Source organism: Aquibium microcysteis, assembly GCF_014495845.1.
Lineage (GTDB): Bacteria > Pseudomonadota > Alphaproteobacteria > Rhizobiales > Rhizobiaceae > Aquibium > Aquibium microcysteis.
The window spans coordinates 1,309,248-1,327,867 of the sequence record NZ_CP061080.1 but is presented as its reverse complement, the minus strand read 5'-3'; the positions used below and the strand labels follow the sequence as shown (position 1 = coordinate 1,327,867).

Annotated in this window: 23 protein-coding genes; 11 read left to right on the top strand and 12 right to left on the bottom strand. The window is 67.6% G+C overall.

The features are described 5' to 3' along the window. The first annotated feature begins 96 nt into the window (after positions 1-96). From IAI54_RS06080 to IAI54_RS06070, 3 genes are all read left to right on the top strand, one after another. Positions 97-579, top strand: a complete 483-nt coding sequence (locus tag IAI54_RS06080) for a thioesterase family protein (RefSeq protein ID WP_187971500.1) — start codon at positions 97-99, stop codon at positions 577-579. 15 nt (positions 580-594) lie between these two features. Next, positions 595-2,226: a chloride channel protein gene (locus IAI54_RS06075; RefSeq protein WP_210321215.1), complete on the top strand. Its 1,632-nt coding sequence runs from the start codon at positions 595-597 to the stop codon at positions 2,224-2,226. Between the two features lie 175 nt (positions 2,227-2,401). Further along, the gene (locus IAI54_RS06070) at positions 2,402-2,605 is read left to right on the top strand and encodes a hypothetical protein (protein WP_187971499.1); all 204 of its coding nucleotides are present in this window, start codon (positions 2,402-2,404) and stop codon (positions 2,603-2,605) included. Between the two features lie 18 nt (positions 2,606-2,623). Here the strand turns inward: IAI54_RS06070 and IAI54_RS06065 are convergent, their stop codons facing one another. Next, positions 2,624-3,499, bottom strand: a complete 876-nt coding sequence (locus IAI54_RS06065) for a dienelactone hydrolase family protein (RefSeq protein WP_187971498.1) — start codon at positions 3,497-3,499, stop codon at positions 2,624-2,626. Between the two features lie 220 nt (positions 3,500-3,719). Here IAI54_RS06065 and IAI54_RS06060 point away from each other — a divergent pair, with 220 nt between their 5' ends. Both IAI54_RS06060 and IAI54_RS06055 read left to right on the top strand, forming a co-directional pair. Next, complete coding sequence (locus IAI54_RS06060; RefSeq protein WP_187971497.1) at positions 3,720-4,370, top strand: L,D-transpeptidase; 651 nt, start codon at positions 3,720-3,722, stop codon at positions 4,368-4,370. Between the two features lie 11 nt (positions 4,371-4,381). Next, positions 4,382-4,900 (top strand): OmpA family protein, encoded by a 519-nt coding sequence (locus tag IAI54_RS06055; RefSeq protein WP_187971496.1) that lies wholly within the window; start codon positions 4,382-4,384, stop codon positions 4,898-4,900. 111 nt (positions 4,901-5,011) lie between these two features. Here the strand turns inward: IAI54_RS06055 and IAI54_RS06050 are convergent, their stop codons facing one another. The 7 genes from IAI54_RS06050 to hemN form a co-directional block, all read right to left on the bottom strand. Continuing rightward, the gene (locus IAI54_RS06050; RefSeq protein ID WP_187971495.1) at positions 5,012-5,527 is read right to left on the bottom strand and encodes a hypothetical protein; all 516 of its coding nucleotides are present in this window, start codon (positions 5,525-5,527) and stop codon (positions 5,012-5,014) included. Positions 5,528-5,683: 156 nt separating this feature from the next. Further along, entirely contained in the window at positions 5,684-6,142 is a 459-nt protein-coding gene (locus IAI54_RS06045; RefSeq protein ID WP_187971494.1) for a cyclic nucleotide-binding domain-containing protein, read from the bottom strand. A gap of 13 nt (positions 6,143-6,155) precedes the next feature. Further along, on the bottom strand, positions 6,156-8,921 hold the full coding sequence (locus IAI54_RS06040; RefSeq protein WP_187971493.1) for an ABC transporter transmembrane domain-containing protein: 2,766 nt from the start codon (positions 8,919-8,921) through the stop codon (positions 6,156-6,158). A gap of 128 nt (positions 8,922-9,049) precedes the next feature. Beyond that, positions 9,050-9,343, bottom strand: a complete 294-nt coding sequence (locus tag IAI54_RS06035; RefSeq protein ID WP_187971492.1) for an HlyU family transcriptional regulator — start codon at positions 9,341-9,343, stop codon at positions 9,050-9,052. Positions 9,344-9,455: 112 nt separating this feature from the next. Further along, positions 9,456-9,965: a GNAT family N-acetyltransferase gene (locus tag IAI54_RS06030; RefSeq protein ID WP_187971491.1), complete on the bottom strand. Its 510-nt coding sequence runs from the start codon at positions 9,963-9,965 to the stop codon at positions 9,456-9,458. After that, positions 9,962-10,384 carry a secondary thiamine-phosphate synthase enzyme YjbQ gene (locus IAI54_RS06025; RefSeq protein WP_187971490.1) on the bottom strand — a complete coding sequence of 141 codons (423 nt, stop codon included), beginning with the start codon at positions 10,382-10,384 and terminating at the stop codon, positions 9,962-9,964. Before IAI54_RS06025 ends, IAI54_RS06030 begins: the two co-directional genes overlap by 4 nt. A gap of 68 nt (positions 10,385-10,452) precedes the next feature. Then, the gene (hemN, locus tag IAI54_RS06020; RefSeq protein ID WP_187971489.1) at positions 10,453-11,802 is read right to left on the bottom strand and encodes an oxygen-independent coproporphyrinogen III oxidase; all 1,350 of its coding nucleotides are present in this window, start codon (positions 11,800-11,802) and stop codon (positions 10,453-10,455) included. A 148-nt stretch (positions 11,803-11,950) separates the two neighbouring features. Here hemN and IAI54_RS06015 point away from each other — a divergent pair, with 148 nt between their 5' ends. Further along, positions 11,951-12,676: a Crp/Fnr family transcriptional regulator gene (locus IAI54_RS06015; RefSeq protein ID WP_187971488.1), complete on the top strand. Its 726-nt coding sequence runs from the start codon at positions 11,951-11,953 to the stop codon at positions 12,674-12,676. 114 nt (positions 12,677-12,790) lie between these two features. Continuing rightward, positions 12,791-13,219 (top strand): DUF7282 domain-containing protein, encoded by a 429-nt coding sequence (locus IAI54_RS06010; protein ID WP_187971487.1) that lies wholly within the window; start codon positions 12,791-12,793, stop codon positions 13,217-13,219. 24 nt (positions 13,220-13,243) lie between these two features. Here the strand turns inward: IAI54_RS06010 and IAI54_RS06005 are convergent, their stop codons facing one another. Beyond that, the gene (locus IAI54_RS06005) at positions 13,244-13,780 is read right to left on the bottom strand and encodes a hemerythrin domain-containing protein (RefSeq protein WP_235679271.1); all 537 of its coding nucleotides are present in this window, start codon (positions 13,778-13,780) and stop codon (positions 13,244-13,246) included. 186 nt (positions 13,781-13,966) lie between these two features. On the opposite strand from IAI54_RS06005, the gene ccoN reads away from it, so the two are divergent. The 4 genes from ccoN to ccoP are packed head-to-tail and all read left to right on the top strand — an operon-like array spanning position 13,967 to position 17,365. Further along, a complete protein-coding gene (ccoN, locus tag IAI54_RS06000) occupies positions 13,967-15,595 on the top strand; it encodes a cytochrome-c oxidase, cbb3-type subunit I (protein WP_187971486.1) in 1,629 nt (542 codons plus the stop codon). Between the two features lie 12 nt (positions 15,596-15,607). Next, positions 15,608-16,339 carry a cytochrome-c oxidase, cbb3-type subunit II gene (ccoO, locus tag IAI54_RS05995; protein ID WP_187971485.1) on the top strand — a complete coding sequence of 244 codons (732 nt, stop codon included), beginning with the start codon at positions 15,608-15,610 and terminating at the stop codon, positions 16,337-16,339. An 11-nt stretch (positions 16,340-16,350) separates the two neighbouring features. Then, on the top strand, positions 16,351-16,500 hold the full coding sequence (locus IAI54_RS05990) for a cbb3-type cytochrome c oxidase subunit 3 (protein WP_187971484.1): 150 nt from the start codon (positions 16,351-16,353) through the stop codon (positions 16,498-16,500). A gap of 1 nt (position 16,501) precedes the next feature. Next, positions 16,502-17,365: a cytochrome-c oxidase, cbb3-type subunit III gene (ccoP, locus tag IAI54_RS05985; RefSeq protein ID WP_187971483.1), complete on the top strand. Its 864-nt coding sequence runs from the start codon at positions 16,502-16,504 to the stop codon at positions 17,363-17,365. Here ccoP and IAI54_RS05980 read toward each other — a convergent pair. The 3 genes from IAI54_RS05980 to IAI54_RS05970 form a co-directional block, all read right to left on the bottom strand. Next, a complete protein-coding gene (locus IAI54_RS05980) occupies positions 17,335-17,778 on the bottom strand; it encodes a type II toxin-antitoxin system VapC family toxin (RefSeq protein ID WP_187971482.1) in 444 nt (147 codons plus the stop codon). The genes ccoP and IAI54_RS05980 overlap by 31 nt on opposite strands. Further along, entirely contained in the window at positions 17,768-18,049 is a 282-nt protein-coding gene (locus IAI54_RS05975) for a ribbon-helix-helix protein, CopG family (protein ID WP_187971481.1), read from the bottom strand. Before IAI54_RS05975 ends, IAI54_RS05980 begins: the two co-directional genes overlap by 11 nt. A gap of 101 nt (positions 18,050-18,150) precedes the next feature. Continuing rightward, entirely contained in the window at positions 18,151-18,384 is a 234-nt protein-coding gene (locus IAI54_RS05970; protein WP_187971480.1) for a ribbon-helix-helix protein, CopG family, read from the bottom strand. Between the last annotated feature and the right edge of the window lie 236 nt (positions 18,385-18,620).

Sequence of the window (18,620 nt, the reverse complement as noted above, 5' to 3'; positions counted from 1 at the left end):
CAGCCTGTTTCATCGGCTGGCGCCGTCCGGCGCCAGCCGGCGCATGCTTAAACCGTCCGCCCCAACGATCAAGCCACCCGCAGCAAGGATTCTCCCATGACCGACAGCGCTCCGTTCCTTTCCGGCACCATGGACATCGAGGAGAGCTGGATCGACTACAACGGCCACCTGAACATGGCCTACTACAACGTGCTGTTCGACCGCTGCGCGGACGAGGCCTTCGCCCTCCTGGGGATGGGCCCCGACTACGCGGCGACGCGGCGGCTGACCGTCTATACCGCGGAGGTGCACGTCTGCTACGTGCGCGAACTGCATCTGGGCGACAGGGTGCGCGGCACGTTCCAGCTGATCGACCACGACGAGAAGCGACTGCGCTCCTACCAGGAGATCCGTCACGTGGATGGCTGGCTCGCCGCGACCTCGGAAACACTGACGCTGCACATCGACATGGCCGGGCCGAAGGTGGCGCCCTTCCCTGCCGACATCATGGCGCGGGTGGAGGCCATGGCGGCCGCACATGGCGGGCTGCCGATGCCCGAGCGCGCCGGACGGTCGATCGGCATCCGTCGCAAGTCCTGACCGCCCGCCGGAGCGATGCCGGTGCCGACGCGCATGCGATCGCAGCTGACGCGCCGGCTCGGCTGGCTCGCCGCCAACCTGCGCGACTTCCGGGCGGAGCGGCAGCACGTGCTGTGGGCGCTGGCGCTGGCGGTGGGCGTGGCGGCGGGCATCGTGGCCGTGCTGTTTTGCGAGCTGATCGGCCTGGTCCAGCTGCTGTGGATCGGCTCGTCGTCGGAAAACACGCTGACGGCGGCCCGTTCGGCCGCGTGGTGGCTGGTGCCGCTCGGACCCCTGCTCGCGGGCGTGGCCGTCGGGATGCTTCTCACCCGGATTTCCTCGCGCCGGGCGGGCGGCGTCGCCGACGTCATCGAGGCGCGCGCCTATTCCGGTCGCACGCTCGGCCTGCGCGACGGGCTGTGGTCGGCGCTGGTCTCGGCCATCACGGTGGGCGGCGGCGGCAGTGCCGGCCGCGAGGGACCGATCGTCCATCTCGGCGCGACGCTCGGCGAGACGATCGCACGGCGCGCGGCACCGCCGGAATGGTGCCGCCGCACCCTGCTGTCGGCCGGCGTGGCGAGCGCGGTGGCCGCCTCCTTCAACGCCCCCTTCGCCGGCGTGCTCTTCGCCCACGAGGTGGTGCTCGGCCATTATGCGCTGCGCTCCTTCGTGCCGATCATGCTCGCGGCCACCGCCGGCAGCCTGATCGCGCGGCAGTGGTTCGGACCGGACGCGGCCTTCACCATGCCCGACTACGCCGTCGTCTCGTACTGGGAGTTTCCCGCCTTCGTGCTGCTCGGCATCGTCTGCGCGGCCGTCGCACTGCTGTTCCAGCTCGCCCTGCGGATCGCCGACGACGGCGCGCGGCACATCGACGTGCCGCTCTGGCTGCGCCCGGTGATCGGCGGGGCGATCGTGGGCCTGATCGGCCTGGCCTTTCCGCAGGTGCTCGGGGTGGGGTACGAGACCACCAATCTCGCCCTGTCGGGACAGTTGTCGCTGGGGCTTATGCTGACGCTCGTCGTGGTCAAGACGGTCGCGACCGCGATCACGCTCGGATCGCGATTCGGCGGCGGGATCTTCTCGCCGGCCCTCGTCGTGGGCGGGCTGACGGGCGCGGCCTTCGGGTCCATGGCGCAGTCGGTCTTTCCCGACCTCGCCTCCAGCGGCGGGCTCTATGCCATCCTCGGGATGGGCGCGGTGGCCGGCGCCGTGTTCGGCGCGCCGATCTCCACCGCCATGATCGTGTTCGAACTCACCGGCGGCTACCGCCTCTCCATCGCGCTCCTGCTGACGGTCGCCGTGGCGCAGGGCATCGTGCAGGCGCTGCACGGCTATTCCTGGTTCCAGTGGCAGCTGCGCCTGCGCGGACTGGACCTGCGGGAGGGACCGCACAAGCCCATCGGCGCCAATGCCCGGGTCATGGATTTCATGGAGCCGCTGCAGGACGGCACCGAGCCGGACCGGCCCGACGGCGGCGGCCCGGTGCTGCGACCGACCGACACGCTGGCGGCCGCGCTGCGCGCCTTCGACGCCGGCGGCCACGACCGGCTGCCCGTCGTCGATCCAGCGAACGATCAGACCTTGGTCGGATGGGCGAGCCATCTCGCCGCGCTCCAGCATTTCAACCGGGCGCTTGTGCAGAGCTCGGTCGAGGAGCATCGCTGAGGGGACCGGAACCCGGAACGCGGCCTCGCCGGGCCGGTTCCTCTCCGGTCCGGCGAACGGTTCTCCGTTAACCATTCCGCGCTGACGGCGTGAAGCAGCTGCAAGAGACGGTTGCTTGATAACGCGCGAACGGCAACTATGCAGAGCAGACGAACCGGCCTGCGCGAGATTCGAAATGCCCAACGATATCAACCGTCTGTCCCGCCGCTTGGCGCAGAGCCCGCTGGTCACGGACTATGACTTCTGGCGCGCGCTGCGCGACCTGAACGACGAGATCTACGCCCTGGCCAAGAGGGCCGAGCCGGTGCCGATCGAGATCCTGCGGCTGCGCGCGACCTTGCGCCGCGAGCGGGCCGCGCGGCTGCAACCGATCGACTGAATTACACGCTCCGCGTGATCAGGCGAGGTGTTCCCGGAAGAACGCCAGCGTACGCTCCCAGGCCAGCTTCGCCGCCGCCGCGTCGTAGCGCGCCTCGGAGGTGTCGTTGTTGAAGGCGTGCTGGACCCCGTCGTAGACGTGGATAGTGAAGACCTTTCCGGCGGTTTCGAGCGCCGCCCGGTAGGCGTCGATGCCGGCATTGATGCGCTCGTCCTGCCCGGCATAGTGCAGCAACAGAGGCGCCTCGATCTTCGCCACCTCGGCCGTGTCGGCCTGGCGGCCGTAATAGGCCACGCCCGCGTCGAGGGCTGGCGATGCGACGGCGAGGTCGTTGACCGCTCCGCCGCCCCAGCAGAAACCGACCGCCCCGACCTTGCCGCTTGCGCGCGCGTGCGCTTCCAGGAAGGCCACCGTCGCGACGCCGTCGGCGGCGACCGCCGCGCGGTCGAGCTGGCCGAACATTCCGCGCGCCTTCTCTTCGTCGTCCGGCGTTCCGCCGAGCGGCGAGAGGAAATCGGGGGCCAGCGCCACGAAGCCCTCGAGCGCCAGACGCCGGGCGACGTCGCGGATGTGCGGATTGAGACCGCGGTTCTCGTGGATCACGATGATGGCGGGCAGCCTGCCTTCGGCGCCGGCGGGACGGACGAGGTAGCCCTTCATCTCGCCGCCGGCACCCGGATAGGTGACATCCTCCGCGACGACCCGGGCGTCGTCGGGTGCGACCATGGCGGCTTTCGCCGCGTTGGCGGCAAGCATGGGCGCGATCGCGGCCGCCGCCGCACCCGAGCCGGCGAGCCTGGTCAGCCTGGCCATGAAGCCGCGCCGGTCGAGCGTCAGGTGGGTGTATTCGTCGTAGGCGTCGATCATCGCCTGGGTGATCTTCGTGTCCGCCATCGCCGTCTCCTCCGCATCCGGTTCGTGCGCGGAGGCTAGGGAGGACGGTCGGGCGGGTCGAATCACGGCTGCTTGATCGCCAAAGCGCAGCGCCGCCTTGAACGGGCGACGGTCGCGGCGAAACGTGCACCGCGAGCACCCCGACTGTGAAGTTCATCATATTGGAGGCGGGTGGTTTCTCATCTATAGTTCCGCCGCGTCACATTGGAGGATGAGCAAGATGGAGTTCACGCGTCGCGACCTTCTGGCCGGCGGGGCGGCAATGGCTGCCGGAACGGCGCTCGGCGGGCCGGCCGCGGCCGCGGCCAAGAAATCCTGGTTCGCCGGTACCGCCGTCGACAACAACGTGACCTGGAAGCGCACGAATTTCGAGGCGATCGACCCGGCCTGGCGGCGGCAGATCGTCAAGTACTATTCGTCCGAGCCGGCCGGCACCGTCGTCGTCGACACGATGCACCACTTTCTCTACCTGATCGTCGAGAACCAGACCGCGGTGCGCTACGGCGTGGGCGTCGGCAAGGAAGGTTTCAAATGGTACGGCCGCGCCAACGTCGCCCGCAAGGCGCTGTGGCCGCGCTGGACGCCGCCGCCGGAGATGCACGAGCGCAAGCCGGGCCTGCCGCAGTACATCGAGGGCGGGGCGCCGGACAATCCGCTCGGACCGCGCGCCCTGTATCTCTACCGCGACGGCGCGGACACCGGCTACCGCTTTCACGGGACGCTGGAGCCCTGGAGCATCGGCACGGACGCCTCCTCGGGCTGCATCCGCATGTTCAACGAAGACGTCATGGACCTCTATCAGCGCTGCCCGATCGGGACTGCGGTGCAGGTTCTGCCGCATATCGCCGACAACGCGCCGAAGAAGGGCTGAGCGAGATCGTCATGACATCGAGGATGCACGGCCTTCGCGCACTTGCCTTCGGAGCCCTCGCGCTGGGAGTCAGCGCCTGTTCGACGACGGCGCTCGAGCCGCCGGTGCCGGACGTCACCAATGCGCCCGCCACCGGCTTCGCCAACATTCAGCCGGGGTCGGAGGAGGACTTCATCCTCAACGTCGGCCGCCGCACCTACTTCGCCGAAGGATCGGCGGCGCTGGATTCGGTCGCCAAGACGACCATCGACAACCAGATCGCCTGGCTGAAGAAACATCCGCGCTGGCTGGTCAAGCTGCAGGGCTTCGCCGACGATCCCGGCGGCGACGCGGCGATGAACGAGCTGTCGCGCAAGCGTGCCGAAGCGGTGATGAACTACATGATCGCCGGCGGTATCGATGCCAACCGCCTTTGGGCCAAGGGCTACGGCAAGGAACGCGTCGTGCGCGACTGCACCGATACGTCCTGCCGGGTGCAGAACCGTCGCGTGATTTCCAACCTGCGCGAGGAGAAGGACGGCGCCGCCTGAGGGCGGCCGGCCATCACCCGCGCATCCGCTCCTGCGCCGAATCGCCAGACCGCACCCGGCGGGAGGCGGTCTCGACGTGAGGTCAACCGCCTCCCGACGCGTCTTCGCGCGTCACTGCACCCTGAAGACTTCCGCGCAGCGCGACAGGCTGAAGCCGGCGCCCGTGGTGTCGCGGCTCGCCTCGATGTTGCCGATCACGCCCGACCGGTCCACCGTGATCTGCGCCTCGCAGAACAGCTGCTCGATGCGCTCCGGCCGCACCAGCACGTGCTGAGGCTGTGCCTGCAGGCCGAGGTTGAGGTTCGTCGTGCGCGTCTCGGTCACCGTCGTGCCGGGATCCGGCCTGGTGACGGTCGTCACCGTGCTGCTGGACGAGGCGAGCGGCGTCGCCGGCTGGATCGTGCGGTACTCGGCGGGGATGACCTGCGTGGTCTCGCCGCCGCGCCAAGTGTAGACGATTCCGCCGTTGTTGAGCGGGAAGGAGCGGACGGGCGGGCCGTACTGAGCAAAGAAGCTGTCGCTCGGCTGGCCGATCCAGCGCGACTTGATGGCCTTGTTGGCCTCTTCCGTCGTCGTACAGCCGGCCAGCGCCGTCCCCAGAATTCCAAGCAGGATCAGTCGTTTCATGAAAGGCGCCCCTTGAAGCTCGATATTGCAACGGCCTAGCGAGGGGCGCGCGGCGAGGCAAGCGGGATTGGCCCCGCGCGGGGACGCGTCCCCAGGGCGGCCGGATGGCCATCCGCCGTACTCGAAGAGAAGACGCCGTCTGCCCGACTCGGCGGGTCAGTGACGGGCGGCGCGTTCGCTAGCAGCGAGGTCGGCCGTCGTCTTGGCCAGGCGGAAGGCCAGTTCGCGGATGATGCGTGTGGCGAGTTCGGGAAACTCCTTGATCAGGTCGAGCAGGTAGCCCTTGCCGATCTTGAGCGCCACGAGGCGCCCGTTGGCGCGCACCGTGGCAGAGCGCGGGATGTCGCAGAACACCGACATCTCCCCGAGCAGCGCATGATCGCGCAGCTGGGCGACGACCACTTCCGTCCCGCCGGTCTCCGACACGATGTCGGCGACGCCGCTGAGCACGATGAAGGCCGCGTCGCCCTGGTCGCCCTGGCGGAACAGCAGCTGGCCGTCCTCGTACTCGACCTTGTCGGACGCATAGGCGAGCAGCTTCAGCTTGGAAGGATCCATCGCGGCAAAGAGCGGTATCTTGCGCAGAACCTCCACTTCGTCCTTGAGCGTACTCATCGAAGATGTTCCTTCATTTCGCCGCATCCTGCATCGCATGCGGCTGCGGTTCGCGGGTCGGGCGCTCCGTCTCGACGAAGGCGCCGTTGGTGTAAGTCAGCACGCGATCGAACCGTTCCGCAAGCTCGTCGTCGAGCAGCACGACCACGAAGCCCGGGCGGACGTCGGCCCCGCCGGGCGCGGCGCCGTCGACGAGGCGCGCCATGATCTCGCGGCGGCCGGGCGCGTCCATGGCGCCGAGCACCTCGTTGAGGACGATGATGTCCGGCTTCTTCAGGAGCACGCGCGCGACATGGAGCTTCTGGCGCTGCTGATCGGAGAGGCGGCGCCCGCCATTGCCCATCTCGAAGTTCAGGCCCGCCTGCAGCAGGCCATCCGAGATACCGGTCCGCGCGACGAGCACCTGGACGGCCGCCAGCACCTTCTCGCGGCCGTCGACCACGGTGGACGAGATACGACCGAGCAGGATGTTGTCGAGGACGGACGCCGTCGGATTGTAGCGGTCCGGATCGTGGAAGAAGACGGGGGCCACCTCCATGCCGGCGATCTCGCGGCGCAGATCGTCGCGCGCGGCGAGGATCTTGGCCTCGGTCTCGGCGTCGAGCACGCCGAAGCGGCTCTGGGCCTCGCAATAGTCGAAGGCGAGCCGGAACACTTCGTCGCGGTCCGAGAGTTTCTGCGGCCCCTTCTTGCCCTTCGGCGCGGCTTCCTGCCGCTGCGGCTCCTGCCGCTCGGCCATCTTGAGCCGGCCGACGATCTCCTTCAACCGGACAATCTCTTCATAGGTGACGTCGGCCACGGTCTCGAAGATCTTCGAATCGGGGGCGAGGTCGCCGAACAGTTCGATCCGCGCCTCGGCGATCCGCTGGCCCATCTCCTGGAAGGCCGATCGCAGGCCGTTGCGCTCGAGGATCGCGAGGATCGTCGGATTGCGCGGCAGTTCGGCGGGCGCCCAGGCCGGATCGAGCGCCGTTCCGAAGAGCAGGTTCTCGCCGACGGTTGCCTGCGAATTGTAGAGTTCCGGATGGAAGGACTGGACGATGCCTTCCACCCCGAGCGAGGCCGCATTCTCGCGGAATTCGTGCCGGACCTCGACGATCTTGTCGGAAAACTCCTTGTTCTTCACCGGATCGACGGTGCCGCGCAGGCCGAGGTCCTGGATCTGCCGGGTCAGGCCCGCGATCTCCAGCACGCCCGCGACGTGCGCGTCGAGCCCGGCCTTCCCCTCGACGCCGAGATCGGCGTAGTCGATCCATTCCGAATCGGCCGAGGGCGGCACGTGATTGAGCATGCCGGCCGTCGTCGGACGCTTCGCCGTGGAGCCGCGCTGGCTCTCGTCCACCGGGCGATTCTTCAGGACCATCAGAAGGTTGTCCCGAATGGTTCCGGCCGGGAAATAGGTGTTGCCGTCGGCATAGCCGATGCGCCGGCCGGTCAGGCTCTCGGGGTGTTCGTCGAGCGGCCTGTCGTCGAGCAGGATCGAGCCGGACGCCGGCAGGACGAGCCGCACCAGTGCGCCCGCAAAGACGCTCGCCGCCGTGCGCGCCGCGTCGTTGCCGCGCGTCACGATCGCGATGCGGTCGCCGGGACGGATGTGCAGCCGGACGTTCTCGAGCACGGTCCGCCCGGTCTCGTCGTCGAGCTTGACGTGGTCGAGCTCGTAACCCTTCTGGAGGCGCGGGATGGCCTGCTGCGGCATCGCCTGGAGTTCGGGCGCGATCAGGCCGTCGTCGCGGAAGGAATCGATCGTCTGCTCGTAGCGCGCCTCGTTCATCAGGCGGATCTGGTCGTAGTCGATCAGGCCCTTGATCGGCCCCGGAAGATCCTTGTAGGCGGCGATCACGGCGACGAGCTGGCCGATGTCGAGCCGTCCGGTGATCACGAAATAGCCGCCGATCAGATAGAACAGGAACGACAGGAACTGCATCAGAAGGTTGTTCACGTATTTGACCGTGAACTTGCGCTGGTAGAGTTCGAAGCGGATGTCGAGGATGTTCTGCAGCAGGCCGTAATGGCGCGCGCGGGTGTAGTTCGACATGTCGTTGACGTGGATGTCGGGGGCCATGTCCACCGTCTCGGCGACCTGGCCGGCGAGCCTGCGCGCCTGGATCTGCCGCTGCCGCCCGAGCAGGATCAGCTTGCGGCGCATGCGCGGGATGAGCCAGATCTGGAAGGCGACGATGGCGATCGTCAGCAGGCCGAAATAGACGCTCTGCAGGAACAGGAAGAGCAGGCCGGTGATGGCCTGGCCGCCCAGGAACAGCGGCAGCGAATAGGCGTCGCCGACGAATTCGCCGAGCGGCTCGACCTCGTCCTTGATCACCGAGGCGACTTCGGCGCCCTTCAGATTGCGGAAGCGGGCAACGCGGTAGCGCAGCACGCGGTCGAGCAGCGTGTAGCGGAGCTGCCGCAGAACCTCCTCGCCGAGCTTGCCCTTGTAGGTGTTGGTGTAGAGCTTGAACCAGCCGTTCAGGAACACGAAGCCCATGAACAGGATGCAGAGCGCGAACAGCATCTCGATGCGGTCGAGCTGGAGGCCGCCGAACAGCTCGATCTCGCGGCCGAAAAGCGTTTCGCCGTAAGGCAGGGTCAGCCGCAGGAAGGGCTGGGTCGCATCGATCGCGTCGAAGTCGCGGCCCTGGATCGGGCCGTTGACGATCTGCTTGGGAAGCTCGAGCGACAGGAAGTAGAACGGCATCGACGCGATGATCACGAAGAGCAGCCAGACCTGCTTCAGCCGCGAGTTCTTCCAGATGAATTTGAGTAGGTTGCGTTCCAAGGCCGACGGCGACCCCCTCGCCAACTCGCTTCGACGCCCTAGTGTGCACGTTGGCCGGGCGAGTTCAACCGTGTGCCGAAAAAACCGTTGCGAACCAACCGACAAGCCGGCGGCCGGGCCGCGCGCGATCAGCCGAAGAGGCGGTCGCCCTGCTCGTCGATCATCTGGCGCGCCTTGCGGAACGAGATCTCGACGGCCGTGTCGAGAGCGGCGAAACGGTCCGCGCGGATCAGCCGGTGCTCCTTCATGGCGCCGCCGACCTCCTTCGTGATGACGGCGCAGGTCTGGTACTGGCCGTCGGACTTGAACGGCGTCGCGCGGATGGTGAAGCCCTGGTATTCCTGTGCCTCGGACGACTGCGGCTCCGCGCCGCCCGGGTCGTCGCCGCCACCGAGGCCGAAGAGTTTTTTCAGGAAGGACATCGTCTCGTCTCCAAGGTCCGGCGGCCGCCGTCGCGCCGTCATTCCGTACGCAACCTAGCCGCCTGCCGACGCCTCGGCCAGTCCCGAATCGCCGCTGGTTGCCTGCGGCCGCTCAGCCCTGCGGGCCGAGGTGTCGTTCGCCCTCGTCTGCGAGCGCCTCGAAGGGGGCGAGCGTCAGGGCGAAGACCGTGGAGGGGACGCGCACGTTGGCGATGGTGCGGTACCATTTCTCCGCCCTCTCGTTGGCGCCGTCCACGCCCCACCACAGATGCTGCCGCCCGGCCCGCCGGGTCTCGGCCGCCATGGCGGCGAGCAGCGCCCGGCCGAGCCCGGCGCGGCGGCGGCCGGCGTCGACATGCAGGTCGCTGAGGTAGAAACCCTGGGACGCGTACCCCGATTCGTGCGTGGGAGAGGCCGCCGCATAGCCGGCCACAGCGCCGTCCGGCGACGAGGCCACGAGCACGACCATCGGCAGACCCGGGGCGAGAAAGTGCGCGGCCACGTTCTGCGGCGTGATCGAGCCCGGATCGTAGCCGTGATGGGTCGCGAGCGCCCTCACCTGCCGGCACAGTTCGTCGCGGTCGCGCGGCTCGGCCCTTCGGATGGTGACGGTTGCGGTCATGGCGAAAGGTGCAGCACGATCTCGCGCCGGTGCGGGCGCCGGCGGTGCTCGAAGAGATAGAGGCCCTGCCACGTGCCGAGCAGCATCCGACCGCCCGCCACCGGCACCGACAGCGACGTGGCCGTCAGTGCCGACTTGATGTGCGCGGGCATGTCGTCGGGACCTTCGGTCGTATGGACGATCCAGTCCATCCCGGGCTGATCGGCGGGCGGCACGAGCCGCGCGAAGAAGGCGTCGAGGTCGCGGCGCACGTCGGGGTCCGCGTTCTCCTGGATCAGCAGCGAGCAGGAGGTGTGGCGCACGAAGACGGTCAGAAGCCCCTCGTCCGTGCCGCAACCGCGCACGAATTCGCCAGCGCGGCCGGTGAATTCGGTGAGCCCCGGGCCGTGGGTATCGATCGTCAGGCGCGTCTGCGGCATCTCGGTTCCCGTTCGCGGGCCGTCTTGCACGCTCCCCGCGAGACCTGTCAACGCCGGTGCAGTCCTCCTCAGACGGCAGCCGAGTGCCGGGCCTGTCCGGTTTCGAGATAGGCGTCGAAGCGCGCGGCGATGGTGCGCACCAGCGGGCGGTGATCCTCCGGAACGACGAACAGGTCGTCCTCCCGCCGCAGGACGGGATCGGGTCTAGCCTGGGCCAGTCCGGCGGCGATGGCCACCAGCGGAGCCGCGAGCGCGCCGAAACGCTGCCTCGCCTCCCGTGCATCGAAGGCGAAGTTGCACATCAGATTTTCGATCACCCAGCCGCGGGCATGGTCGTCTGCGGTGAAGGCCACGCCGCGGACGGTGGCGAGCCCGCCGTCGTCGACCATGCGGTGGTAGACGCCGGTCGCCGGCTGGTTCTGCGCATGTCCCTGGCGGAAGCGGCTGATCGAGGATGCACCGAGGCCGATGAGCGTCTCGCAGGCATCCTCGGTGTAGCCCTGGAAGTTGCGCCGGAGGCGTCCGTCGCGCGCGGCGACCGCCATGGCGTCGTCCGGTCGGGCGAAATGGTCGAGGCCGATGCGCTCATTTCCCGCAGCCTCGATCAACGCGGCGGCCATCAGAGCCTGCGCGTAGCGATCCTGCGCGCCGGGCAGCGCCTCTTCGGGGATCATCGTCTGGTGCTTCTTGAACCAGGGCACATGCGCATAGCCGAACAGCGCGATGCGGTCCGGCGACAGGCCGAGCGCTTGTCGTACCGTTGCGGCGAGCGTGTCGCAGGTCTGGTGCGGCAGGCCGTAGAGCAGATCGAGGTTGACGGAGCCGACGCCGCGCGCGCGCAGCCCCTCCACCACGCCGCGGGTGCTCTCGAAGCTCTGCTCCCGGTTGATTGCCGCCTGCACCTTCGGATCGAAATCCTGCACGCCGAGGCTCGCCCGCGTCATGCCGATGGCGGCGAGCGCGTCGAGGCGGTCGTCCGTCATGTCGTTGGGATCGATCTCGACACTGATCTCGGCATCGGGCGCGAGGTTGAAACTGCCGCGCAGCGCATCGCCCAGCCGGTGCATGTCGGCCGGAGAGAGCATCGTCGGCGAGCCGCCGCCGAAGTGGATCGCGCTGACGCTCGCCCGGGCCGAGACGAGCGCGCCGACGGTCTCGATCTCGCGGCAGAGCGATCCGACATAGGCCGCCACCGGATCGTACTGGCGGGTCTGCTTGGTGTGGCAGGCGCAGAACCAGCACAGCCGGTCGCAGAACGGCACGTGGAGATAGAGAGACAGGCGATCGCCATCCGGGATGGCATCGATCCAGCTCCGCACGGTCGCGCCCGTCACGCCGGCATGGAAATGCGGCGCCGTCGGATAGCTCGTGTAGCGCGGTACCGCCTCGTCGAGGCGGACGGTCTTGCGGTCTTCCATGTGCGGCTCCCACCCGATGCGTCGAAGAAGACTGGCAGTGGGCGATCCCGCAGGCCTTGATTTCGGTCAAGACGGTTGCGGATGAGACAATCTGGCGCGAGATTGGGCCGGCGATCTCCGCTATGGAGACCGCGGATCGGGCGGGGACATGACGGACAGGCAGGACATCCACACCAGCGGCATCCCCGCGCTCTGCGCCGCCTGCGAGGCGCGGCATCGCGGCGTCTGCGGCGCGCTGGAGCCCGAGCAGCTGCTTGCGCTGTCGAAGACCTCCTCCAAGCAGCGGGTTCAGCCGGGCGCCGAGCTGGTGGGCGACGCGGAGGCGGTCGACCATTACTCCAACATCCTGTCGGGCGTGGTGAAGCTGACCAAGACCCTGTCCGACGGACGCCAGCAGATCGTCGGGCTGCAGTTCGCGCCGGACTTCCTCGGGCGGCCGTTCAGGACGGAGAGCGCGGCCAATGCGGAGGCCGCCACCGAGGTCTCGCTCTGCTCCTTCCCGCGCGCGACGATCGAGCGGATGCTGCGGGAGAGCCCGCAGCTCGAGCACCGAATCCTGACCCAGACGCTGAAGGAACTCGACGAGGCGCGCGACTGGATGGTCACGCTCGGCCGCAAGACGGCGGCGGAAAAGGTGGCGAGCTTCCTTTTGCTGATCGCCCGCAACATCGACCCCGGACGCGCGTCCGGCCGGACGGTGAGCTTCGACCTGCCGCTGACGCGCGCCGACATCGCCGACTTCCTCGGCCTCACGATCGAGACGGTGAGCAGGCAGCTGACGCGCCTGCGCACCGACGGGGTGATCGCGATCGAGCACAACCGGCACGTCACAGTCGGCAATCTCGCGCGGCTCGAGGCGCGATCCGGAATCTGACCATTTCGAGATGGATCACCCCCGTCCCGTCACGACAACGTGTCGGATCGCCCTGCCGCGGGCACCGTTGTCCTCCCAGCCATGCGGCTAACCACATGAAAGGGAGAAACATCCATGAAGATTCACATTCTCGCCGCCACCGCACTGATCGGCATCGCAGGCGCCGCGCACGCCCAGAACAATGCGAACTCCTCGGCCCAGACCGGCCCGCTGATCGATGCGGTCGACGCCATGATCGAAGGCAACCGGATCACCAACGTGACGGCCGAGATCGACCGTCCCGGCTATCTCGTCATCCACAACGACGGCGCCGGCGCGCCGCCGGCATCACTCGGCCACATCGCGCTGCCCCAGGGGCGCACCGGCAACATCAGCATCGAGGCCGATGGACCGCTGGACCCGGCGAGCAACCTGACGCTCATGCTGCACTACGAGACCAACGACAATCAGACCTATGATTTCGGTCCCGGCAGCACCGACGTCGACACCCCGGTGATGAACGGCGACGCGCCCGTGGTCGTGTCGGTCAAGCCGGCGACGTGACCGGGACCCGCCACGCGTGGATTGCTACGGGCGCCTTCGGGCGCCCGTTCTCACGTCTGCGGGCCACTCGTCCGTGAGAACGCCGATGGCCGGCAGGACGTGGTCGCGCTCGAAGGCGACGTGGCGACGGACGGCCTCGAAGAAGGCCCGCAGCATGAAGCCGACCGCTTCGGGGTTGCGTACCGCCTCGCCGTGCCCGATCGACAGCAGCACCTCCGAGAGATCCTGCGCGGCGCACTCGTCCTCCACGTGCTCGGCCCTGAGCCGGCTGACGGTGGCGAGGGATCCGGCCGCGCGGGCATGGGCGGCCTCGAAGGCCGGATAGACCACCTCCTCCTCGTAGTCGTGGCAGCGCCTGAGGAGCGGCACCAGCGCGCTGGCGATCTCGAGGCAGCGGAACCGGTCGACGTCGCCCGGAAGCCGGTCGGCGATGTCTTCGAGCGCCTCGCAAAGCCGCAGCTTCGAATGGTGGGCCTTCGTCATCTCGACGCAGGGCACCAGTCCGTCGCGCCCGCACGCGCCCGACACCGGGCAGGTCTGCGGAACCTCGCATGCATCCATGGCAGGCCTCCTCTCCTCCCGGAGTGACGTCCGGTCTCGCGTCTGAAGCATGGCGCGATCCTGTCAGAGCAGCCGCCCGTCGGTCTTGACCTGGATCAAGGCACCTCGACCCTCGAATGCGCGAAACGGAAGGCGGAGCGGCTCGAAGGAGTCGCATGTCCGTCAATAGCGCAAGCGGGGATCGAAATGAGATACGGCGCGGAAATCGTGGGGATAGGCGTCTTTGCCTTCCTGGCGTTGCTGGGCGCGGCCTTTGCGGCCGACGTCGCCTTTCAGCAACATATGTGGGTGTTGTTCGCCGTGCTGGTCATCAGCGCCGCGATCCTGATGCGGAACACGACCTTCGCGCCGAAGGCGGCTGCCAGCATTCCCTTCCGGGACGGCGACACGGCCTACATGGACGACGTGGTGCGCTACGGCGCCATCGCGACCATGTTCTGGGGCGTGGTCGGCCTGCTCGTCGGCGTCGTCGTGGCGCTGCAACTGGCCTGGCCCGATCTCAACATCGAGCCCTGGTTCAATTTCGGCCGCATGCGGCCGCTGCACACCTCCGCCGTCATCTTCGCCTTCGGCGGCAATGCGCTGATCGCCACCTCCTTCTACGTCGTCCAGCGGACGTCCCGGGCCCGGCTCTTCGGGGGAAACCTGGCCTGGTTCGTCTTCTGGGGCTACCAGCTGTTCATCGTGATGGCCGCGACGGGCTACCTTCTCGGCATCACGCAGAGCCGCGAATATGCCGAGCCCGAATGGTATGTCGATCTCTGGCTGACGGTCGTCTGGGTCGCCTACCTGCTGGTCTTCCTCGGCACGATCATCAAGCGCAAGGAACCCCACATCTACGTCGCCAACTGGTTCTACCTGTCCTTCATCGTGACCATCGCGATGCTGCACGTGGTCAACAACCTGGCGATGCCGGTGTCCTTCGTCGGCTCGCAGAGCTACTCGGCCTTCGCCGGCGTGCAGGACGCGCTGACGCAGTGGTGGTACGGCCATAACGCGGTGGGCTTCTTCCTGACCGCCGGCTTCCTCGGCATGATGTACTACTTCGTGCCGAAGCAGGCCGGGCGTCCGGTCTACTCCTACCGGCTGTCGATCATCCACTTCTGGGCGCTGATCTTCCTCTACATCTGGGCCGGCCCGCACCATCTGCACTACACCGCCCTGCCCGACTGGGCGCAGACGCTGGGCATGGTGTTCTCCATCATGCTGTGGATGCCCTCCTGGGGCGGCATGATCAACGGCCTGATGACGCTCTCGGGCGCCTGGGACAAGCTCAGGACCGACCCCATCATCCGCATGATGGTGCTGGCCATCGCCTTCTACGGCATGTCGACCTTCGAAGGCCCGATGATGTCGATCAAGGCGGTCAACTCGCTCAGCCACTACACGGAATGGACCATCGGCCACGTGCACTCTGGCGCGCTCGGCTGGGTCGGCATGATCTCCTTCGGCGCGATCTACTACATGGTGCCGAAGCTGTGGCAGCGCGAACGGCTCTATTCGCTGCGGCTCGTCACCTGGCACTTCTGGCTCGCCACCCTCGGCATCGTGGTCTACGCGGCCGTGATGTGGGTCGCCGGCATCCAGCAGGGGCTGATGTGGCGCGAATACGACGATCAGGGCTTCCTGGTCTACTCCTTCGCCGAGTCCGTCGCCGCGATGAAGCCCTACTACATCGTCCGCGCCATCGGCGGCCTGATGTACCTCGCCGGAGCCATCGTCATGGCCTGGAACGTCTACATGACCATCCGCGGCTACCAGCGCGAGGAAGAGCCGATCGGCGGCTACGTTCCCGCTGCCCAGCCGGCCGAATAAGGAGAAGCGACAATGGCATTGCTCGACAAGCATGCGATCCTCGAGCGGAACGCGACCCTGCTGCTGGCAGGGTCCTTCCTGGTGGTCACCATCGGCGGCATCGTGGAGATCGCGCCGCTCTTCTACCTGGAGAACGTGATCGAGAAGGTCGACGGGATGCGGCCCTACTCGCCGCTCGAACTGGCCGGCCGCAAGATCTACGTCCGGGAAGGCTGCTACGTCTGCCATTCGCAGATGATCCGCCCGTTCCGCGACGAGGTCGAACGCTACGGCCACTACAGCCTGGCGGCGGAATCCATGTACGACCACTCCTTCCAGTGGGGCTCGAAGCGGACGGGACCGGACCTCGCCCGCGTCGGTGACCGCTACTCCAACGAATGGCACGTCCAGCACCTGACCGAGCCGCGCTCGGTGGTGCCGGAATCGATCATGCCCAGCTATGCCTTCCTGAAGGCCACGCCGCTGGCCGTGAACGAGTTCGAGACGCACCTGGCCGCCAACGTCAGCGTGGGCGTTCCCTATACCGAGGACATGCTCGCGAACGCCCGCGCCGACCTTCTGGCGCAGGCCGACGTCAACGCAGACACGTCCGCGCTCCTCGAGCGCTATCCCAAGGCGAAGGTCGGCGACTTCGACGGCAATCCCGCCGCGCTGACCGAAATGGACGCGCTCGTGGCCTATCTCCAGATGCTCGGCACGCTGGTCGATTTCTCGACCTACGACGAAGCCGCCGGCTACCGCTGAGGAGAGGCGCCATGGACTATCACACGATGCGTGAATTCGCCGACAGCTGGGGGCTGCTCTTCCTCGCCCTGTTCTTCGTCGGCGTCGTGCTCTTCGCCTTCCGGCCGGGCAGCCGCAGGCTCGCCGACGAGGCCGCCCAGATCCCACTCAAGGACGACTGACATGAGCAAGGAACATATCGACGAAGTCTCCGGCGTCGCGACGACCGGACACGAGTGGGACGGGATCAAGGAGCTCAACAATCCGCTGCCGCGGTGGTGGGTGTGGACCTTCTACGCCACCATCGCCTGGGCACTGGTCTACACGATCTTCTACCCCGCCTGGCCGCTCCTCTCCTCCGCCACCACCGGCGTGCTCGGCTATTCCAGCCGCGCCGAGGTGCGGGCGGAACTCGGCGCCGCCGAGGCGGCGAAGGGAGACTACGTGGCGGCGATCCAGTCCAAGGACCTGGCCACGATCATGGCCGACGACAATCTGCGCCAGTTCGCCACGGCGGCAGGTGCTGCGGCCTTCAAGGTGAACTGCATCCAGTGCCACGGCTCCGGTGCCGAGGGCTCGGCCGGCTATCCGAACCTCAACGACGACGAATGGCTGTGGGGCGGCGACATCGAGGCGATCCACCAGACCATCACGCACGGCATCCGCTTCGCTGCCGATCCCGACACCCGCTTCTCGGAGATGCCCGCCTTCGCGGACATCCTGGAACCGGACCAGATCAGGCAGGCGGCCGCCTACGTCGTGTCGCTCACGGGCACGCCGTCGGACGCAGCGCTGGCCGAAGCCGGAGCGACGGTGTTCGCGGAGAACTGCGCGGCCTGCCATGGCGACGATGCCAAGGGCATGCGCGACCTCGGCGCGCCGAACCTCGCCGACGCGATCTGGCTCTACGGCGGCAGCGAAGCGCAGGTGGCGCAGCAGATCCGGGCGCCGAAGCATGGCGTCATGCCCGGCTGGACCGCCCGCCTCGGCGACGCGACGGTCAAGGAACTCGCCGTCTACGTCCACTCGCTGGGCGGCGGGGAGTAGAGCTCCTCCGAACAATGACGCACTTCGATACCGGCCGGGGCGCGAATGCCCCGGTCGTTCGTCAGCAGGACCTCGCACCGGAGCGCTTCCGCAGTCGCGACGTGGAGAGCATCGACCAGCTTCATCTTGAAATCTGCTCCGATTTCGGCGGCACGCCGCACGAGCGGGCGCGTTACGTCCGCCACCTCCAGCAGTTCCGTCCGGTCAAACAGATCGAGATAGGTCTCAGCAAACCTTCGATCCTGCCGCAGAGCGCCTGCAAGGCATTCACCGACCGTCAGTTCGCTCGTCACCAGCACATGCCCTTCCCGAATCAACCGCTCGAGCGCTGAAGCCGCACGCGTCTTCAGAGGTGCCACGCCCTCGATGATGTAGATGATGACGTTGCTGTCGACGTAGGCTCTACTGCCCATGGCCGCGGTCGTCCCGGATGGCGGCCAGGTCCGCGTCGATGTCGACCTGCTTTCGTTGCCGTCCGAGTTTCTCGGCTCGCTCCACCACCGCGTCGAGGACGGCGAGGCGCCTTTCGATGGCAGAGGCGTCGGCCGAAGACTCCCGCGGCAAGTGACCTTCGAGGGCATCGATGACGACCTTTCCGCGCGACCGGCCGGTCCGTGCAGCGGCACGGTCGACCCGCGACAGAAGGTCATCGTTCAGTTCGATCTCCAGCCGGCGCGCGCACATGGACGTCTCCTTCACCGGCCAGGATAGCTCATCTGCGGCCAGGGAGCCAGAATGTGCCCGACACCGGGCCTGACAGTGGATTTCAACTGCGGGACCGGGCGCTATTCGCGATCCGGCCCGCGATCGTCCCGATCCAGACGGTCGAGAACGGCGAGCGCGGCAGGAACGTCGGCAGCGGCGGCCAGGGCACGAAACCGCGACTCGGTGTCGAACGAGGCGATCGCCTCGCAGGCCATGCGTTCGACCAGCTCGTTCACGCTCATACCCCGCTGCTTCGCCAGGCCTTTCAGCCGTTCCGCAGCGTCGTGGGGAAGTCGGATGGTCAGAGCGATCACCTCATATCCTCCAGAAGCGTGAGACGACCTCTTCCGGGCTCCGGCCGGAAACGCAGACGCCAGCGCGCAGCATGACGTCCATCGCTTCACGATGGCACTCATGCTGGCCCTGGGTAAAGGTCCGCCGAAAGACCGGGGATCCATCCGCCAGCGACATCCGCACCCTCCCCCGTTTGATACCGATCAAGGCCCGGTCCCGGAACGCATGGGAGAAGCCGATCGAACAGGCCAGCTCA

Excerpts from the sequence above, each read along its gene's own strand:
- IAI54_RS06080 (WP_187971500.1), top strand. The coding sequence starts at position 97 with ATGACCGACAGCGCTCCGTTCCTTTCCGGCACCATGGACATCGAGGAG.
- IAI54_RS06075 (WP_210321215.1), top strand. The coding sequence starts at position 595 with ATGCCGGTGCCGACGCGCATGCGATCGCAGCTGACGCGCCGGCTCGGC.
- IAI54_RS06070 (WP_187971499.1), top strand. The coding sequence starts at position 2,402 with ATGCCCAACGATATCAACCGTCTGTCCCGCCGCTTGGCGCAGAGCCCG.
- IAI54_RS06065 (WP_187971498.1), bottom strand. The coding sequence starts at position 3,499 with ATGGCGGACACGAAGATCACCCAGGCGATGATCGACGCCTACGACGAA.
- IAI54_RS06060 (WP_187971497.1), top strand. The coding sequence starts at position 3,720 with ATGGAGTTCACGCGTCGCGACCTTCTGGCCGGCGGGGCGGCAATGGCT.
- IAI54_RS06055 (WP_187971496.1), top strand. The coding sequence starts at position 4,382 with ATGACATCGAGGATGCACGGCCTTCGCGCACTTGCCTTCGGAGCCCTC.
- IAI54_RS06050 (WP_187971495.1), bottom strand. The coding sequence starts at position 5,527 with ATGAAACGACTGATCCTGCTTGGAATTCTGGGGACGGCGCTGGCCGGC.
- IAI54_RS06045 (WP_187971494.1), bottom strand. The coding sequence starts at position 6,142 with ATGAGTACGCTCAAGGACGAAGTGGAGGTTCTGCGCAAGATACCGCTC.
- IAI54_RS06035 (WP_187971492.1), bottom strand. The coding sequence starts at position 9,343 with ATGTCCTTCCTGAAAAAACTCTTCGGCCTCGGTGGCGGCGACGACCCG.
- IAI54_RS06030 (WP_187971491.1), bottom strand. The coding sequence starts at position 9,965 with ATGACCGCAACCGTCACCATCCGAAGGGCCGAGCCGCGCGACCGCGAC.
- IAI54_RS06025 (WP_187971490.1), bottom strand. The coding sequence starts at position 10,384 with ATGCCGCAGACGCGCCTGACGATCGATACCCACGGCCCGGGGCTCACC.
- hemN (WP_187971489.1), bottom strand. The coding sequence starts at position 11,802 with ATGGAAGACCGCAAGACCGTCCGCCTCGACGAGGCGGTACCGCGCTAC.
- IAI54_RS06015 (WP_187971488.1), top strand. The coding sequence starts at position 11,951 with ATGACGGACAGGCAGGACATCCACACCAGCGGCATCCCCGCGCTCTGC.
- IAI54_RS06010 (WP_187971487.1), top strand. The coding sequence starts at position 12,791 with ATGAAGATTCACATTCTCGCCGCCACCGCACTGATCGGCATCGCAGGC.
- IAI54_RS06005 (WP_235679271.1), bottom strand. The coding sequence starts at position 13,780 with ATGGATGCATGCGAGGTTCCGCAGACCTGCCCGGTGTCGGGCGCGTGC.
- ccoN (WP_187971486.1), top strand. The coding sequence starts at position 13,967 with ATGAGATACGGCGCGGAAATCGTGGGGATAGGCGTCTTTGCCTTCCTG.
- ccoO (WP_187971485.1), top strand. The coding sequence starts at position 15,608 with ATGGCATTGCTCGACAAGCATGCGATCCTCGAGCGGAACGCGACCCTG.
- IAI54_RS05990 (WP_187971484.1), top strand. The coding sequence starts at position 16,351 with ATGGACTATCACACGATGCGTGAATTCGCCGACAGCTGGGGGCTGCTC.
- ccoP (WP_187971483.1), top strand. The coding sequence starts at position 16,502 with ATGAGCAAGGAACATATCGACGAAGTCTCCGGCGTCGCGACGACCGGA.
- IAI54_RS05980 (WP_187971482.1), bottom strand. The coding sequence starts at position 17,778 with ATGGGCAGTAGAGCCTACGTCGACAGCAACGTCATCATCTACATCATC.
- IAI54_RS05975 (WP_187971481.1), bottom strand. The coding sequence starts at position 18,049 with ATGTGCGCGCGCCGGCTGGAGATCGAACTGAACGATGACCTTCTGTCG.